Source organism: Bacillus paranthracis (genome assembly GCF_024296885.1).
Lineage (GTDB): Bacteria > Bacillota > Bacilli > Bacillales > Bacillaceae_G > Bacillus_A > Bacillus_A paranthracis.
This window is the reverse complement of sequence record NZ_CP101135.1, coordinates 4,600,319-4,618,423: the sequence shown is the minus strand read 5'-3', so window position 1 is coordinate 4,618,423 and position 18,105 is coordinate 4,600,319. Positions and strand designations below refer to the sequence as shown.

Annotated in this window: 15 protein-coding genes; 10 read left to right on the top strand and 5 right to left on the bottom strand. The window is 38.8% G+C overall.

Features of this window, described 5'->3' with window-relative positions; all coding sequences use genetic code 11:
- Positions 1-59 precede the first annotated feature (59 nt).
- The 5 genes from glgB (at position 60) to glgP (ending at position 8,098) form a co-directional block, all read left to right on the top strand.
- A complete protein-coding gene (glgB, locus tag NLJ82_RS23905) occupies positions 60-1,997 on the top strand; it encodes a 1,4-alpha-glucan branching protein GlgB (protein ID WP_000111390.1) in 1,938 nt (645 codons plus the stop codon).
- Positions 1,945-3,075, top strand: a complete 1,131-nt coding sequence (glgC, locus tag NLJ82_RS23900) for a glucose-1-phosphate adenylyltransferase (RefSeq protein ID WP_000057612.1) — start codon at positions 1,945-1,947, stop codon at positions 3,073-3,075. The genes glgB and glgC overlap by 53 nt, the downstream gene beginning before the upstream one ends.
- A gap of 18 nt (positions 3,076-3,093) precedes the next feature.
- On the top strand, positions 3,094-4,128 hold the full coding sequence (gene glgD, locus NLJ82_RS23895) for a glucose-1-phosphate adenylyltransferase subunit GlgD (RefSeq protein ID WP_000504148.1): 1,035 nt from the start codon (positions 3,094-3,096) through the stop codon (positions 4,126-4,128).
- A gap of 112 nt (positions 4,129-4,240) precedes the next feature.
- Positions 4,241-5,671: a glycogen synthase GlgA gene (gene glgA / locus NLJ82_RS23890; protein ID WP_012644674.1), complete on the top strand. Its 1,431-nt coding sequence runs from the start codon at positions 4,241-4,243 to the stop codon at positions 5,669-5,671.
- 18 nt (positions 5,672-5,689) lie between these two features.
- On the top strand, positions 5,690-8,098 hold the full coding sequence (gene glgP / locus NLJ82_RS23885; RefSeq protein WP_000494088.1) for a glycogen phosphorylase: 2,409 nt from the start codon (positions 5,690-5,692) through the stop codon (positions 8,096-8,098).
- 215 nt (positions 8,099-8,313) lie between these two features.
- On the opposite strand, the gene NLJ82_RS28705 is transcribed toward glgP, so the two are convergent.
- The 3 genes from NLJ82_RS28705 to NLJ82_RS23875 form a co-directional block, all read right to left on the bottom strand.
- Positions 8,314-8,448 (bottom strand): hypothetical protein, encoded by a 135-nt coding sequence (locus NLJ82_RS28705; RefSeq protein WP_000911070.1) that lies wholly within the window; start codon positions 8,446-8,448, stop codon positions 8,314-8,316.
- Between the two features lie 76 nt (positions 8,449-8,524).
- A complete protein-coding gene (locus NLJ82_RS23880; protein ID WP_001260123.1) occupies positions 8,525-9,247 on the bottom strand; it encodes a lipase family protein in 723 nt (240 codons plus the stop codon).
- A gap of 278 nt (positions 9,248-9,525) precedes the next feature.
- Positions 9,526-10,308, bottom strand: a complete 783-nt coding sequence (locus NLJ82_RS23875; protein WP_001201259.1) for a TIGR00266 family protein — start codon at positions 10,306-10,308, stop codon at positions 9,526-9,528.
- A gap of 391 nt (positions 10,309-10,699) precedes the next feature.
- On the opposite strand from NLJ82_RS23875, the gene cspD reads away from it, so the two are divergent.
- Positions 10,700-10,900, top strand: a complete 201-nt coding sequence (cspD, locus tag NLJ82_RS23870) for a cold-shock protein CspD (RefSeq protein ID WP_001193054.1) — start codon at positions 10,700-10,702, stop codon at positions 10,898-10,900.
- Positions 10,901-10,944: 44 nt separating this feature from the next.
- Here the strand turns inward: cspD and NLJ82_RS23865 are convergent, their stop codons facing one another.
- Together NLJ82_RS23865 and NLJ82_RS23860 are read right to left on the bottom strand one after the other, a co-directional pair.
- Positions 10,945-11,676: a yteA family sporulation protein gene (locus NLJ82_RS23865; protein ID WP_000957376.1), complete on the bottom strand. Its 732-nt coding sequence runs from the start codon at positions 11,674-11,676 to the stop codon at positions 10,945-10,947.
- Between the two features lie 109 nt (positions 11,677-11,785).
- Entirely contained in the window at positions 11,786-12,739 is a 954-nt protein-coding gene (locus NLJ82_RS23860; RefSeq protein ID WP_000425737.1) for a 1,4-dihydroxy-2-naphthoate polyprenyltransferase, read from the bottom strand.
- A 194-nt stretch (positions 12,740-12,933) separates the two neighbouring features.
- Here NLJ82_RS23860 and NLJ82_RS23855 point away from each other — a divergent pair, with 194 nt between their 5' ends.
- From NLJ82_RS23855 to menB, 4 genes are all read left to right on the top strand, one after another.
- A complete protein-coding gene (locus tag NLJ82_RS23855; protein WP_000616705.1) occupies positions 12,934-14,328 on the top strand; it encodes an isochorismate synthase in 1,395 nt (464 codons plus the stop codon).
- A complete protein-coding gene (gene menD, locus NLJ82_RS23850) occupies positions 14,325-16,079 on the top strand; it encodes a 2-succinyl-5-enolpyruvyl-6-hydroxy-3-cyclohexene-1-carboxylic-acid synthase (protein ID WP_001059240.1) in 1,755 nt (584 codons plus the stop codon). Before NLJ82_RS23855 ends, menD begins: the two co-directional genes overlap by 4 nt.
- Complete coding sequence (menH, locus tag NLJ82_RS23845) at positions 16,076-16,888, top strand: 2-succinyl-6-hydroxy-2,4-cyclohexadiene-1-carboxylate synthase (protein ID WP_001103377.1); 813 nt, start codon at positions 16,076-16,078, stop codon at positions 16,886-16,888. The genes menD and menH overlap by 4 nt, the downstream gene beginning before the upstream one ends.
- Positions 16,889-16,957: 69 nt before the next feature.
- Positions 16,958-17,776, top strand: a complete 819-nt coding sequence (gene menB, locus NLJ82_RS23840) for a 1,4-dihydroxy-2-naphthoyl-CoA synthase (protein WP_000963880.1) — start codon at positions 16,958-16,960, stop codon at positions 17,774-17,776.
- Positions 17,777-18,105 lie beyond the last annotated feature (329 nt).

The following is an 18,105-nucleotide window of genomic DNA, read 5'->3' as shown; positions in this document are numbered from 1 at the left end:
AGTTTTTCGCAGAATTGGTAAAGTATAAAAAATTCTGTCATCTTAGTGAGGTGAGCATATTGAGTGTAATAAATTGTGAAGAAGTGAAACGAGATGAGTTTCATACAGAAAAGTACTATGAAAGTTATAACATCTTTGGCGCACATATTGTGACGGAAGATGAGATGCGAGGTGTACGATTTACAGTATGGGCTCCTCATGCGAAAGCAATGAGTGTTGTTGGAGATTTTAATGAATGGGATTATGAGCAACATAAGATGCTGCAAGTGACAGAAGAGGGAATTTGGTCCCTATTTATACCGCATATAGAAGAAAGAGAAATATATAAATATGCGATTGAAACGATGGCTGGTGATGTCATTCTTAAGGCAGATCCGTATGCTGTGTATGCAGAAGTAAGACCGAATACGGCATCTGTAGTTTTTGATATAAAGGGATACGAATGGAATGATAAAAACTGGAGTCGTAAGAAAAAGAAAAAATCGGTTTATAAAGAAGCGATGACAGTTTATGAATTACATTTCGGTTCTTGGAAAAAGAAAGAAGATGGAACACTGTACTCTTACAGGGAAATGGCAGAAGAACTCATTCCTTATGTGGTGGAACATCAATTTACACATATTGAAATTATGCCGCTTGTTGAGCATCCATATGATCGTTCTTGGGGATATCAAGGAACGGGATATTATGCAGCAACGAGTAGATTCGGCACACCACATGATTTGATGCATTTTGTCGATGAATGTCATAAATATGGAATCGGTGTCATTTTAGATTGGGTGCCGGGGCATTTTTGTAAAGATGCTCACGGTTTATATTTGTTTGATGGGACACCGACTTATGAATATAAAGATAAAGATGTGCAAGAAAATCCAGTATGGGGAACTGTCAACTTTGATTTAGGAAAGAGGGAAGTACGTAATTTCTTAATTTCAAATGCTTTATTTTGGATGAGATATTTCCATATTGATGGTTTCAGGGTAGATGCAGTTGCGAACATGCTGTACTGGAATAAAGAAGGACAAGAGCAAAGTAATGAGCACGCTGTTTCATTTTTACGAGAGTTAAATGAAGCTGTGTTTGCAGAGGATGAAGATTTTCTTATGACAGCAGAGGATTCAACAGCTTGGCCACTTGTAACAGCTCCAACGTATGAAGGTGGGCTTGGATTCAATTACAAATGGAATATGGGCTGGATGAATGACGTGCTGAAATATATGGAATGTGCGCCAGAGTATAGAAAATATATTCATGATAAAATGACGTTCTCTTTACTATATGCTTACTCTGAAAATTTCATATTACCGCTTTCTCATGATGAAGTCGTTCATGGGAAAAAGTCGTTATTAAATAAAATGCCAGGAGACTACTGGGATAAGTTTGCTCAACTTCGTTTATTATATGGATATTTCTTTACTCACCCAGGAAAGAAATTACTTTTCATGGGAGGAGAATTCGGGCAGTTTGATGAGTGGAAAGACCTTGAAGATTTAGATTGGAATTTACATGATTTTGAAATGCATCGTTATATGCATGATTACTTTAAAGAGCTCATAGCATTGTATAAGCGCTCCAAACCACTTTGGCAGCTTGATCATTCGCCTGAAGGTTTTCAGTGGATTGATGCTAATAATAATGAGCAAAGTATTTTCTCTTTTATCCGCCAAGGGGATAAACAAGAAGATGCGTTAGTTGTCGTATGTAATTTTACGAAAGCTACATATGAAAACTATAAAGTAGGTGTACCAGATTTCGAGTATTATAACGAGATTTTAAACAGTGATGCTGAGCAATATGGCGGATCAGGGCAAGTAAATAAGAAACGTCTTAAGGCGATTCAAGAACCGTATCATAATCAAGCAGCACATGTAGAAATTACAATTCCACCATTTGGCGTATCCATATTACGACCAGTGAAGACGAGAAAGGGGAGCAAAAAACAAGATGGCTCAAAAACAAAAGTGCGTAGCAATGTTACTAGCAGGGGGAAAAGGTAGTCGATTAAGTGCATTAACAAAAAATTTAGCCAAGCCAGCTGTTCCATTTGGTGGTAAATATCGCATTATTGATTTTACGCTAAGTAACTGCGCGAATTCTGGTATTGAAACGGTTGGGATTTTAACGCAATATCAACCACTAGAACTTCATAATTATATCGGAATTGGCAATGCGTGGGATTTAGACCGAGTAAGCGGTGGAGTCACAGTATTACCTCCTTATGCGGAGTCTTCAGGTGTGAAGTGGTACACAGGTACGGCAAGTGCCATTTATCAAAACTTAAACTATTTAAGTCAATATGAGCCAGAGTATGTTCTCATTTTATCAGGTGACCATATTTATAAAATGGATTACAGTAAAATGCTAGATTACCATATTGAGAAAGAAGCGGACGTTTCGATTTCTGTTATTGAAGTGCCTTGGGATGAAGCGAGTCGCTTTGGCATTATGAATACGAACGAAGAGATGGAGATTGTTGAATTTGAGGAGAAACCGCAATTTCCAAGAAGTAATCTTGCATCAATGGGAATTTATATTTTTAACTGGGCAATTTTGAAAGAGTATTTAGAAATGGATGCAAGAAACCCTGAATCTAGTAATGATTTCGGAAAAGATGTACTTCCGCTTTTATTAGATGAAGGGAAGAAGCTAATGGCGTATCCGTTTGAAGGATATTGGAAAGATGTTGGTACAGTGAAGAGCTTATGGGAAGCGAATATGGATTTACTGCGCGATGAAACATCACTGAATTTAAACGACCGTGACTGGCGTATTTATTCTGTTAATCCAAACGAACCACCTCAATATATTGCTGAAAAGGCAAGAGTAGAAGAATCACTTATTAACGAAGGATGCGTCATCGAAGGGGACGTGAAGCATTCTGTATTATTCCAAGGGGTGACGGTGGAAGAAGGTAGTATGGTTATTGATTCTGTCGTTATGCCAGGAGCGAAGATTGGCAAAAATGTTGTGATTGAAAGGGCAATTGTTGGATCGGAAATGGTTATTGAAGATGGAACAATTATTCGTCCGGAAAAAAATGTTGACGATGTAGTACTCATTGCTGAAGGGAAATAGAAAAGGGGGATGAAATGAATGGGAGAAAAAATGTTAGGAATTATTAATGCAACGGGAAGTTTTCCTTCCTTAAAGAAAGTAACAGGGCATCGTTCACTAGCGGCGTTACCGTTTGGGGGCCGTTATCGACTCATTGATTTCATGCTTTCAAATATGGTGAATTCTAATATTCATAGTGTGGCAGTTTTTACAAGCCATAAAAACCGTTCACTAATGGATCACGTTGGTTCAGGCAAACAGTGGGATTTAGATAGAAAACGAGACGGACTGTTTTTATTCCCGCCAAATTGCCAATGTGATCAAGATGAATTTGGATCTTTTGCACATTTTAGAAGACATATTGATTATTTTCTAAGAAGCAGAGAAGAGTACGTCGTGATTACGAATAGCCATCTCGTAACAGCATTACATTTTCAAGCGGTGTTAGAGCGACATATACATACGGCAGCTGATATTACGGAAGTTTGCCATGAAGGGGTTTCGCTTCAAACATACGTGTTAAAGAAACAATTATTGTTAGATTTATTTGAGTCATATAAAGATGTGGAGCAATATAGCTTATTCGATGTAGTGAGAGAAAAGCGTGGAAAATCACTACATATTGCTACGTATGAGCATACAGGATATGTAGCTATTATTGATTCGATTGAAAGTTACTATAAACATAGCTTAGAAATTTTGCAACCTGCTATTTGGAAGCAACTATTTAAGAAAGAAGCACCGATCTTTACGAAAGTAAAAGATGAACCACCAACTCGTTATGTAAAGGGGGCAGCTGTGAAAAACACAATGATTGCAAACGGCAGTATTATCGAAGGTGAAGTAGAAAATAGCGTTGTCTCCCGTTCTGTTAAAATTGGGAAAGGTTCAATTGTTCGTAATAGCATTATTATGCAAAAGAGCCAAATTGGAGATAACTGTATAATAGACGGTGTTATTATTGATAAAGATGTGAAAATTGGTGACGGTGTTGTTTTAAAAGGAACCGCCGATGAGCCATACGTTGTAGAAAAAGGAAGCGTTCAAAACAGTACGATTAATAGTTATTCTTAAGAAATCAGTGGGGGTTTTTCCTCCACTGATTCAAGTTTTAATTTAAATGAAAACTCGAAGGGAGGAAGCTGCAAGGGAAGTAGTATAAGCTTTTCGTGCAGTGGGACAACAAGTGAATATTTTATTTGCAGTATCAGAATGTGTACCATTTGTTAAATCGGGAGGATTAGCTGATGTAGCAGGTGCGCTCCCAAAAGAGCTAAAAAAATTAGGTGTGGAAGTTCGCATTATACTCCCGAATTATAGTCTTATTCCGCAAAAATTAAGGGATGGATGTACGCTACATAAAGTAATTAACGTCCCGCTTGGCTGGAGAAATCAATATTGCGGAATTTTAAAAGGTGAGCAAGACGGGATTACGTATTACTTAATAGATAATGAATATTATTTTAAGAGGGATTCTCTGTATGGCCATTATGATGACGGAGAGCGTTTTTCTTATTTCTCGAAAGCAGTATTAGAGTGTATCCCGCATCTTGATTTTGAAGTGGATGTTCTTCATAGCCATGATTGGCATACAGCTATGGTCAATTTCTTACTGCGTGAAAAGTATCAAGATAACCCATTATATGAGCATATTAAAACAGTATATACGATTCATAACTTGCAGTTCCAAGGTGTATTTCCTCCTGAAGTGATGTACGACTTGCTAGAACTTGGTGATGAATATTTTCATAGTGAGCAGTTAGAGTTTTATGGAAATGTGAACTTTATGAAGGGCGGTATTATCGCTTCTGATCAAATTACAGCGGTTAGCCCGACATATAAAGAAGAAATTCAATATGAATTTTTCGGTGAGAAGTTAGATGGATTGTTGCGAAAATATAATGATAAGCTAAGCGGCATTGTAAATGGCATTGATACGAGCGTGTACAATCCAGAAACGGATTCGTATATTACTGCTCAGTACGATGCGGATTCATTATATGAAAAGAATGAAAATAAACGCGCGTTGCAGCGTTATTTTGGTTTGCCAGAAAAAGAAGATACACCAATTATTTCAATGGTAACGAGATTAACGAAGCAAAAAGGTCTTGATTTAGTACGTACTGTATTCCGAGAAATAATGGAAGAAGATGTACAATGTATTATTTTAGGATCAGGTGATTCGGAATATGAACAATTCTTTGAGTGGATGGCATATGAGTATCCTGAGAAGGTAAAAGTGTATATTGGCTTTAATGAAGAGTTAGCTCATCAAGTATATGCGGGAAGTGACTTATTCTTAATGCCATCATTGTTTGAACCGTGTGGACTTGGACAACTTATCGCATTAGCGTACGGTACCATTCCAATTGTAAGGGAAACAGGCGGATTAAATGATACGGTACAATCTTATGACGAAGAAACTGGAGAAGGAAATGGTTTCAGTTTCACGAATTTTAATGCACATGACATGTTGCACACGGTTCGTCGTGCAATTGAATTTTATCATGATAAACCGGTATGGGAGCAGCTTGTAAAACAAGCGATGACTGAAGATTATAGCTGGGAGAAATCAGCTCTTGCTTATAAGAAATTGTATAAAAGTCTCATGGAATAACATGTAGGTGGTGAAGAGATGTTTACTCATGTTGAAAGTTTCAAATCAGCTTTTCTAGAAAAGTTAGAGACGATGTATGGTAAAAGTTTCAAAGAATCTACAACTCGTGATCAATACAATACGCTTGGGTACATGGTACGTGAGTATATGAATAGTCAATGGATTGCAACGAATGAAAGTTATCGGTCTGGAGAGCGAAAGCAAATGTATTACTTATCCATTGAGTTTTTACTTGGGCGTTTGCTTGGAAGTAACATATTAAATTTAGGCATCAAGGATGTATGTGAGCAAGGGCTTTCTGAGCTTGGAATTTCGTTGCAACAATTAGAAGAGGTGGAAGCAGATGCAGGTCTTGGAAATGGTGGACTTGGACGGTTAGCAGCCTGTTTCCTTGATTCACTTGCATCTTTAAACTTACCAGGTCATGGGTGCGGAATTCGTTACAAACACGGCTTATTTGATCAAAAAATTGTTGATGGTTATCAAGTTGAATTTCCAGAACAGTGGCTTCTTCATGAAAATGTATGGGAAGTAAGAAGGCATGATCAAGCTGTAGAAGTAAGTTATTTCGGCAATGTTGAACCGCTCTACATTGATGGGCGTTTAGAATTCAGGCATACAAATGCAGAAGTAATTATGGCCGTACCATATGACGTTCCAGTAGTAGGTTATGAGACGAGTACTGTAAATACACTTAGACTTTGGAATGCGGAACCAGTTCCTTTCCCACAAAATTGCAAAGATATTTTGAAATATAAGCGTGAAACAGAGGCGGTATCGGAGTTTTTATATCCAGATGATACGCATGATGAGGGGAAAATACTTCGTTTGAAACAACAGTATTTCCTCGTATCAGCAAGCTTGCAAAATATCGTTCGTATGCATAGAGAAAGATATGGTGACCTTCGTCAATTACATGAGAAAATTGCGATTCATATTAATGATACCCATCCAGTTTTGGCGATTCCAGAACTGATGCGTATTTTATTAGATGAAGAAAAACTAGCATGGGAAGAAGCTTGGCACATAACAACGCAAACGATTTCTTATACGAATCATACGACGTTATCAGAAGCGCTTGAAAAGTGGCCAATTCACATTTTTAAACCGTTATTACCGAGAATTTATATGATTATTGAAGAGATTAATGAACGTTTCTGTCATGAACTTTGGGAACGTTATCCGTATGAATGGCATCGCATTGAAGAGATGGCGATTATTGCGCATGATCTTGTGAAAATGGCTCATTTAGCAATTGTCGGTAGCCATAGTGTAAACGGTGTAGCAAAAATTCATACGGAGATTTTAAAACAGCGTGAAATGCGATTGTTTTATGAGTTTTATCCAGATAAGTTTAATAATAAAACGAATGGAATCGCTCATAGACGCTGGTTAATGAAGGCGAATCCGCAGCTGACGAACCTTATTTCAGAGGCGATTGGAACAGAGTGGAAGAAAGAACCGATTAAGCTTCAAGAGCTACAATTAGTTCAATACGATGCGAGTTTCCAAGAGAAATTTGCAGAGGTAAAACAAGAGCGTAAAGAGATTTTAGCAGCGCGCATTCATCATACAATGGGGATTACAATTGATCCTAATTCTATTTTTGATGTGCAAGTAAAAAGGCTACATGCTTACAAGCGACAATTATTAAATGTTCTTCATATTTTATATTTGTATAACCGTTTGAAAGAGGATGCTAGTTTTACAGTTTATCCGCGTACTTTTATCTTTGGAGCGAAAGCATCACCTGGCTATTACTATGCGAAAAAAATTATTAAATTAATAAATGAACTTGCAAGGAAAGTGAATAACGATCCGTACGTAAGCCAATATATGAAAGTTATCTTTCTAGAAAACTATCGAGTGTCTGTAGCGGAAGATATATTCCCAGCGGCCGATGTAAGTGAACAAATTTCAACAGCGAGTAAAGAAGCATCCGGAACAGGCAATATGAAATTTATGATGAATGGTGCGATTACGCTCGGCACGTTAGACGGAGCGAATATTGAAATAAAAGATAGAGTCGGTGATGATAACTGTTTCATTTTCGGTTTAACGGCCGAAGAGGTTCTTCATTACTATCAAAATGGTGGATATCGTGCAAGTGATTATTATCACCACAATGGGCACATTAAAAAGGTGGTAGATCAGCTAACGAATGGTTTCTTTGCACAGTCGGGAGCTGAATTTGAAGCAATTTACGATTCTCTTGTTATTCAAAATGATGAATATTTCGTTCTGCGAGATTTTGGCCCATATGCGGAAAAGCAAGAAGCTGTTGGTAGAGCTTATGAGAACCGAACGAAGTGGCTCGAAATGTCGATTTTAAATATTGCACAATCTGGTCATTTTGCGAGCGATCGAACGATTTTACAGTATAGTAATGAGATTTGGGGTATTGGTAATACAGTTACGCAAATTTAAAGAGATTGCTACGTTGGAAAAGATTATATGAAATTTATATCGGCGATTTTTAAGATATATCAGCGATTCTTAACTTTTATCGGCGGTTTTCACATTTTATCGACCGATACTTAAAATATATCAGCGATTTTTAAGATATATCGATTTACCGACAAAAAATGACACTGATAAATAAACCGAGCTTAAACTTATTAAGCTCGGTTTTCTTTTTTTGCTTAAGAAAGAAATGGGATCGCAGTATATATGATACCTGTTCCATCATATTCTCCTGTCGCAAAGTATGAAAATGTAAAGAAACCTGTAAACGTAAAAATTACAATGAGAAAAAGTGCAAAGATAAATTTTAGCATGTAAGGTCCCCTCATCCAAAAGTAAATTCATATATTATTATAGTATAAGGATATTTAATTTCCAATTGTTTACTGGTTAAAAATGAGAAGTCAGACATGTTTTGTATGTTGTCATGGCATGATTATTTGTAATAGATTTTGTGTTTTTTGTAAAAGTCATGTTGTGATGAACGTGTGCATATTCCCAGTCTTGGTCATTAAAATTTATGTTTCGAGGAGGAAGAAGTGGAACGACATCAAATAAATTGACGAAACGAAAGCTACTAGCTACTTGCAGTTTATAATAATTCCGAAAGGCGATATCTCCCACTTTTGGGGAGGCAAATGTATACAGACCGTACTGTGCGAAGGCAGTGTTTATACGCGCATCGAGTATATGTAGTGTGGCAAGCGCGCCGCCTAAACTATGACCTGTTGCAAGAAGTTTTTTATGGGCTGGTAGTGATACAAGCATATCCATAATAGAATCCCGGCAAGACTCATAAATGGAAAGAAAGCCGTTATGGACATTTCCGCTATTTAAAGCATATGGGTATGGTTTTTGGTTAACGAGTGAATCGATAATCCAGTCTGTATCTGTTTGTGTTCCGCGAAAAGCTACAATAACGGTATCCTCAGATTCTAGTATGAATCCGAACCATTCTGTCGTTTGAATGGTTTTTCCTTGAAAGCCTTGTACATATTGAAAACCATCTGGTATTTCAAAAATCCCATTTTGTTTATATTGTTCATACGTTAACTCACAACAAGAAGCTAACAGTATGGCAGTATCTTTATCAAAGGATAAAGGAGTACGCATTAAGGGAGCCTCCTTAAGAAAAGGTATAGTTCAATATATGCAGTGAGGGACTTGATTCATTCTTTTAGAAAAAAACCTTGAAACTACAGTTACGTGAGGGAGTATGATTTTTGTAAACATACTGTTAGGAGGAGTGTAAGATAAGCAAAAGAGAAGGCTATTCAATTGGTGAGTTTTCAAGGAGAAGAGGCGTGGCTTAACGAAGTGATGGAGTATTATATGATTCGAAGTGGTTTGTATAGTCCACCTAAATAAAAAGAGCCCTATAAGGGCCCTATTTACTCTTTTCCATCTAATAAACGACCAAGTCCACCTAAAACACTACCTTCACCAGTGCTTTGCGCTGCTGGGCTTGTCAGACGTGCTGCTAAGCGGCTAAGTGTTAAGGACTGAATCCAAACTGTTCCAGGTCCTTCTAACGTTGCGAAGAATAAACCTTCGCCGCCAAATAGAGCTGTTTTTACTTTTCCAACGAACTCGACATCGTAGTTAACGTCTTTTGTCATGGCAACGAGACAACCTGTATCAATGCGAAGTTTTTCGCCAGGCTTTAATTCACGTTTGTATACAGTTCCGCCTGCATGCATGAAAGCAAGTCCATCACCTTCAAGTTTTTGCATGATGAAACCTTCACCACCGAAGAAACCAGTTCCTATTTTTTTCGTAAACTCAATGCCGATAGAAACGCCTTTTGCGGCACAAAGAAACGCATCTTTTTGACAAACTACTTTCCCTTGATATTCTGTTAAATCTACAGGAATAATTTTACCCGGATAAGGAGCAGCAAAGGATACGTGACGCTTGCCGTGACCTGTATTTGTAAATACAGTCATGAACATGCTTTCCCCTGTAACGAGACGCTTACCAGCGCCCATTAACTTTCCGAATAAACCTCCAGATGGTCCAGAACCATCACCGAAGATTGTTTCCATTTCGATGTAATCTTCCATCATCATCATTGCGCCAGCTTCTGCAATAACGCTTTCTTCTGGGTCTAACTCAATTTCAACAAACTGCATATCATCGCCGTATAATTTATACTCGATTTCATGTGCTCTCATTTTTTTCACCTCGTATGTAATAGATATTTATATTGTACAGAATTTAATAGGATTAGAATACTTTAGTTTTGTTAATTTTTAAATAAAGTGGGAGTACCCAAAATTGGTTGTCAGCTCTCACCAATCGAGCAGTCCGCAAATAGCGAGATAAAATATGAATATGGAAGTTCAACATTATATTAAAATTATAAAAAAATAATGGAATGAAAGTGTTCTCATTTGACGTTTTGGATATAGCGTGATATAGTGAAGTCACTATTGAGCTACATAATGTGGTACGGAAATAAAGCACGTTGAATTAAAGGCTGTAAGCTTGTTATACATTCATGTCCTTTATATCCACCTTTTCATGTGGATTCATAGTTTCATTTTTATTTAGGAGGTACATGACATGCAAACAGGTAAAGTTAAATGGTTCAACAGCGAAAAAGGTTTCGGTTTCATCGAAGTTGAAGGTGGAGACGATGTATTCGTTCACTTCTCAGCTATCCAAGGTGACGGATTCAAAACTTTAGAAGAAGGTCAAGAAGTTTCTTTCGAAATCGTTGAAGGTAACCGTGGACCACAAGCTGCTAACGTTACAAAAAACTAATTAGCTAGCGATAAAAAGCATTCCGATTTTCGGAATGCTTTTTTTTATTCTTTGGAACTCGACTCATTTGAAGATAATTCGCCCTTAAAGGTACGCTCTTCAAAGTCATCAAGCATTTGCTCATATTCTTCATGTTCTTCCGTAGCGAAAACTTGCGGATTTTTTCCATACATATCTGTACCGATAAAGTTTTCGAAATCCTCTACGTAGCCTACGTTTTCTTCGCTATTTACGTACATGCCGTTATAGTTTTTCGAATCTTGTCTTTCTAAATCAGATGGTGTTTCAGATGTTCCGTAATTGGCAACATCTTGCCATGCATCTTCTGCATCGTATTCAACAGAACGATCTTCGTCATGTTTGTGAAAAGAAGGAGACAGCACTTCTTCTTCAACTGGTCGCGTATTCATATTTAACTTATTTGTTGCGTGCTGGATGCATGTTGTAGCAGTCGGCATTGCTTCTAATCTTTCAAATGGAATTTCTTCGCCAGACACTTCGCAAATGCCGTACGTACCCGCTTCTATTTTTTGTAAGGCGTGTTTCGTGTCCTCAAGCTGTTTATGCCAAAGTTCAATAAGCCCGAAGTCTTTTTCACGCTCATATAGCTCTGTTGCCATATCAGCTGGATGGTTATCATAGCTAGATAATTCTCCAACAGATTCACGTTCAGATGCACGATCTTCATTTTCGTGTGTTTGTATCGTTTGCTCTAGTTCTTGTTTTTGTTTTTCTAAAACGGATTTAAATTGATTTATTTGTTGTGGAGTTAACATAGTCGTCCACCTTCCTACAATTCAGTTTCTTTACATAGTATGAGCGTTGCGAGTAGGAATTATGAGCTGAAATTGGTATATGAAAAAGGAGCCGCATTAGCAGCTCCTTTTAAAGGAAATATCCAAGTAATAATCCGATTCCCATGAGGAGACCGAAGATTGTATTTGTTTTTGCTGTTGCTATCATCGCAGGTACCATTTCCATTGGAATGCTTTTGCCGATAAAGCCTTTCGTCGCTTTAAATGCTTTCGGTGCACTTAAAAATACGATCAGCATCCATGGTGATACGATGCCCACGATAATTAAAGCAATTGTCCAAATGTAGGAAACGATGAACATAGAAGCAAGTACACCAACCGCTCGCTCGCGCCCAACGAGAATGGCTAACGTTTTACGACCGTTTTCTTTATCGCCATCTAAGTCACGGATGTTATTAGCTAGTAAAATGGCACCAATTAAAATGGAGCTTGGAATAGATAGTAAAACGACTTCTGATGTTACAGTTCCAGTTTGAATAAAGAATGAAATCCCGATAATAATGACACCCATAAATAATCCGGCTGTTAACTCTCCAAATGGTGTATAGGCAATTGGAAGTGGACCGCCTGTATAAAGGTAAGCAACGGCCATACAAACAAGACCGATTGCAGCAAGCCACCAGCTAGAATTCATACAAATATAAACACCTAATAGTATTGCGATGCCGAAAAATCCAAATGCTAAGTTAAGCACTGTTTTTGGCTGAATGCCATCGCGAACGATAGCGCCGCCGATACCAACTGAACCTTCGTGATCGAGTCCTCTTTTATAATCGAAGTATTCATTAAACATGTTTGTTGCTGCCTGAATGAGAAGACAAGCAAGAAGCATTATAAGGAAAAGAGGGAGATGTATTTGATTTATACCTCCGACCTGCATTGCATAGGCTGTTCCGATGAAAACAGGAACGAAAGCTGCTGTTAATGTATGGGGACGTAGTAAATTCCACCAAATGCGCCAGCCTGTTTGCTTACTTGGCTTTGGCGCCGTAGGAGAGGAATTCGTTTCGACGTTCATTTCCATGTTGAATCCTCCTTTGGTCACATATTGTACACAACTAAGTGTAGAAAAAGCATCATTTAGTGTCAACGTTTATTTTCTAGGAAGAGAAGGTGAATTTCTCAGAAATGCTAAACGTTGACAGGCCTTTCGTTTGAGGTGTATCTTAAAATCAAGCGTAATTATGACTATTTTTCGCCCATAGGGGGGAGACAATTGTGATTCAGACGAAACAAATAGGCTTGCAAGAAGTTTTTAGTGCGGCCATTAAGCGTGCAACTGATGAAAAAATATTAGTGAGCTTCGTAAAACAAATAGACTGGATGGATCCGCTTCTGTTTTATGCAGCAGGAAAAAGGATTGCATTCGAAAATAGATGTTATTTTGCAGACCCAGCTCAGCATGTAATATTTGCTGGAATTGGCTCTGTTTTCACTATAGCAACTGCTTCTCACAAACGCTTTCAAACTGCTCGTGACGAGTGGGATAAAGTAAAAGAGAAAGCATTTGTACAAAGAGAAAAATACGAATTTGGAACAGGTCCTCTTTTATTTGGTGGATTTTCATTTGACCAAGAAAAAGAGAAAACAGATTTATGGAAAGAATTTGATGATACGACATTTTCACTACCGGCATTTTTATTAACTGTAAAAAATGAAAAAGCATGGTTAACAATGAATACATTCGTTTCAGCAACAGATTGTGCAGAAACTCTTTATAACGAAATTGTTTCTTTAGAAGAGAAAATTTTTGAGGAGAGTAAATGTGCACTAGAAGGATCGAAATTAACAGTTACTTCTAAAGTAGAAGTGGATCCGAAAGGCTGGATGAAGGCCATTGAGAAAGTGCAAGATGAGATGAAGCAGGGGAACGTGCAGAAGGTTGTATTAGCGAGGGAGCTAAAAGTAGAGACGGATCATCATATTGATTCTGCGCTTGTTTTAGAAGCACTTCGCATTGGGCAACCAGATTGTTACGTATTTTCTTTTGATTATAAAGGAGCATGCTTCTTAGGAGCGACGCCAGAGAGATTAATTCGTAAAGAAGATGAGAAGTTTACTTCAATGTGTCTTGCTGGTTCAACTGGTCATGGTCAATCTATAGAAGAAAGTAAGCGAAATAGTGATGCGCTTCTTCATGATGAAAAGAATTTAGCTGAACACGGTTATGTTGTGAACATGATCAGGTCGGTATTAAATGAGCACTGCGAATCCGTTAATATTCCGGAGAGTCCAGGTCTATTAACAACGAAAAACTTAATTCATTTATATACGCCTGTAGAGGCAAAAGGCGACGCGAGTCTTTTAACGATGGTAGAAGAATTACATCCAACACCAGCTCTTGGCGGGACACCTCGTTTAGAAGCGATGAAACTAATTCGTGATGTTGAATTGTTAGACAGAGGATTATATGGTGCACCAATTGGCTGGATAGATGATGAAGGAAATGGTGAATTTGCGGTTGCACTTCGCTGCGGATTATTAAATGGAGAGAAAGCATCCTTATTTGCCGGTTGCGGGATTGTAATTGATTCAGTACCACAACTTGAATATGAAGAAACAAGTTTGAAGTTTAGACCGATGCTTGGTGCTTTGGAGGAATTAATGAAATGAACAATCATATAGAAGCATTATCATATTATTTAGGCGCGTTCGTGGATGAACTGACGCGTCTAAATGTATGTGATGTTGTCATTAGTCCAGGCTCACGGTCAACGCCGATTGCTCTACTAATGGAACAACATGAAGGAATGAACACATATTTACATGTAGATGAAAGATCTGCAGGATTTTTTGCGCTCGGTATTGCAAAAGCGAAAAAACGTCCTGTTGCATTATTATGTACGTCAGGAACGGCTGCAGCGAACTACTATCCAGCTGTATGTGAAGCTTTTCATTCGCGAGTGCCGCTTATCGTCTTAACGGCAGATAGACCGCATGAATTAAGAGATGTCGGTGCACCACAAGCGATGAATCAAATTAATTTATACGGCACGTTTGTGAAGCAATTTACAGAGATGGCACTTCCAGAAGCGAATGAGACGATGTATCATTACGCTCGCATGACAACGCAGCGCACGATAGCAAGCGCGCTTTTAGCACCGCAAGGACCTGTTCATCTTAATTTTCCGGTTCGCGAACCGCTTATCCCGGACTTTTCATTAGAAAGTTTATGGGATAAAGGACGCGGGGAATATACAGGAGTAGTTCAGCGAGGGAATGCGGTGATGCCGAGTGAATATGTAGATTCTCTTGTAGGGCGCCTTTCACGTATGGAAAAGGGGCTTATTATTTGTGGAGATGATAGTCATTCAGAAATCGCAACGTTTGCAACGCAACTAGCTGAAAAAACGGGATATCCAATATTAGCGGATCCACTTTCTAACATTCGTAGCGGGCACCACGACAAAACGATGGTAATTGACTGTTACGATACATTTTTACGAAATGAATTGTTAAAAGAAACTTGGAAGCCGGACGTTTTAATTCGCTTCGGTGGTATGCCTGTTTCGAAAGCATTAACGCAATTCATTAAAAAACAGACGAAAGCCGTTCATATCGTTGTTGACGAATCTGGACAATGGAGAGATCCGGCTCTCGTTGCAACAGAAGTTGTCCAAGCGAGTGATATTGCATTTTGCAGTGCACTAATAGAAAAAATGCCAGTTATGAAAAAGAATGATTGGTCCCAAATGTGGCAACATATAAACGAAAAAACGAAGGAAACGCTTCGTGAAATGGAAACATATGATACGGCATTTGAAGGAAGAGTCATTACAGATATTGTCCGCGTATTACCAGAAGGGGCAACGTTATTTGCAAGTAATAGTATGCCAATTCGTGATACAGATTCTTTCTTCTTCACATCGGATAAAGACATTCATGTAATGGCAAATCGTGGTGTAAATGGGATTGATGGGATCATTTCGACAGCTTTAGGAGCGAGCATGATTTGCGATCCGCTCGTATTAGTGATTGGCGATTTATCATTCTATCACGATTTAAATGGACTACTAGCCGCAAAATTACATGAATTAAACATAACGATTGTCGTTGTAAATAATGACGGTGGTGGTATTTTCTCATTCTTACCACAATATGAGAAAAAGGAACATTTCGAATCATTATTTGGAACTCCAATTGGGCTTGATTATGAGCATGTTGTTACAATGTACGGTGGTTCATTTAGCCGTGTAAATGGCTGGGAGCACTTCCGAGAAGAAGTACAAAAGGGTGCAACGACAGAAGGTTTACACGTTGTGGAAATTTGTACGAACCGTGATGAAAACTTAACATTGCACCGTACGTTATGGGCAAAAACACAGGACGTAATTACTACATCGTTGCAAGGTGAATCAAAATGAACGTAACGCTGCAAGGTGTATCGTATGAATATGAAGTAGTCGGAAGCGGGGAACCACTTCTACTTCTTCATGGTTTTACGGGAAGCATGGAAACGTGGCGTTCTTTCGTTCCTTCTTGGAGTGAGCAATTTCAAGTCATTTTAGTAGATATTGTAGGACATGGAAAAACGGAAAGTCCTGAAGATGTGACGCATTATGATATTCGAAATGTAGCGTTGCAAATGAAAGAACTACTAGATTACCTTCATATTGAAAAGGCGCACATACTTGGCTATTCAATGGGCGGTAGACTGGCGATTACAATGGCATGTCTATATCCAGAATATGTACGCTCTCTTTTATTAGAAAATTGTACAGCTGGGCTTGAAAGGGAAGAAGAGCGGGAAGAACGCTGTGAAAAAGATGAGCGACTTGCTCAAAAAATTGAGCGAGAAGGCATCGAAAGTTTTGTATCGATGTGGGAAAATATTCCGCTGTTTGAAACGCAAAAACGTTTAGCACAAAACGTACAAGAAGCAGTGCGAAAAGAACGACTTGCTAACAATCCAAAAGGGCTCGCAAATAGCTTGCGCGGCATGGGAACAGGGGCTCAGCCTTCATGGTGGAATGAGCTGAAAAACTTAAAAATTCCTGTTCTTTTAATGAACGGTGAGCATGATGAAAAGTTCTTTCGCATATTAAAAAATATCGAAAAATGCGTCTCTGACGCGAAATTTGTCAAAATTGATGGTGCTGGTCATGCAATTCATGTGGAACAACCGGAAAAGTTTGATACAATAGTAAAGGGATTTCTAAAAACTATGCAGTGATGCTTTTTTCAGTTAAGAATGAAGTTACACTTATAGAGGAGATCAGAAATATACAAGGAGGTAGTTGTAATGGCTATTGAATGGGTAAAAGAAGGCAATTACGAAGATATTATTTATTCAACATACAATGGTATCGCAAAGATTTCGATTAACCGCCCTGAAGTACATAACGCATTCCGTCCTAAAACGGTAATGGAGTTAATCGACGCTTTTGCACATGCTCGTGATGATGCAAATGTTGGCGTTATCATTTTAACAGGTGAAGGTGGACGTGCATTCTGTTCTGGCGGTGACCAAAAAGTTCGCGGTCATGGTGGATATGTAGGTGACGACCAAATCCCACGTCTAAACGTATTAGACTTACAACGTCTAATTCGCGCAATTCCTAAACCAGTTATCGCAATGGTAGCAGGTTATGCAATCGGTGGTGGACACGTACTTCATATCGTATGTGACTTAACAATCGCTGCAGACAACGCTGTATTCGGACAAACAGGTCCTAAAGTAGGAAGCTTTGACGGTGGATACGGAGCTGGTTACTTAGCTCGTATGGTAGGCCACAAGAAAGCTCGCGAAATTTGGTACCTATGCCGTCAATATAGCGCACAAGAAGCGCTTGATATGGGCTTAGTAAATACAGTAGTACCATTAGAACAACTTGAAGCAGAAACAGTACAATGGGCAGAAGAAATTTTAGCAAACAGCCCAATGGCACTTCGTTTCCTAAAAGCTGCATTCAACGCAGACACAGACGGTCTAGCTGGTATTCAACAACTAGCTGGAGATGCAACGTTATTGTACTACACAACTGACGAAGCAAAAGAAGGTCGCGACGCGTTCAAAGAAAAACGCCGTCCAGACTTCGGTCAATTCCCTCGTTTCCCTTGATCAAAAGCGGAAGCAGCTCGTTCAGAATGTGAGGGGGATGGAGCTTCTGACGTAGAGGCGCTTTTTGCCTCGTAGGAAGAAGTGAAGCCACCGAACATTCTAGCTGCTGTAGCTGGATGTTTTAAAAGCGAAAGCGGCTCACTTAGAACAAGAGGGCGTTGGAACTCCTGACGTAGAGGCGCTTTTTGCCTCGTAGGAAGGCGTGAAACGACCGACTGTTCTAGCCGCTGTAGCTGGATGTTTTAAAAGCGGAGCCGACTGTTTAGCCCCGTTGGCTAAGGTTCTTTCGCACAGAAAGTGTTTTTTACTTTCTCGTGCGGAAGGTTCTT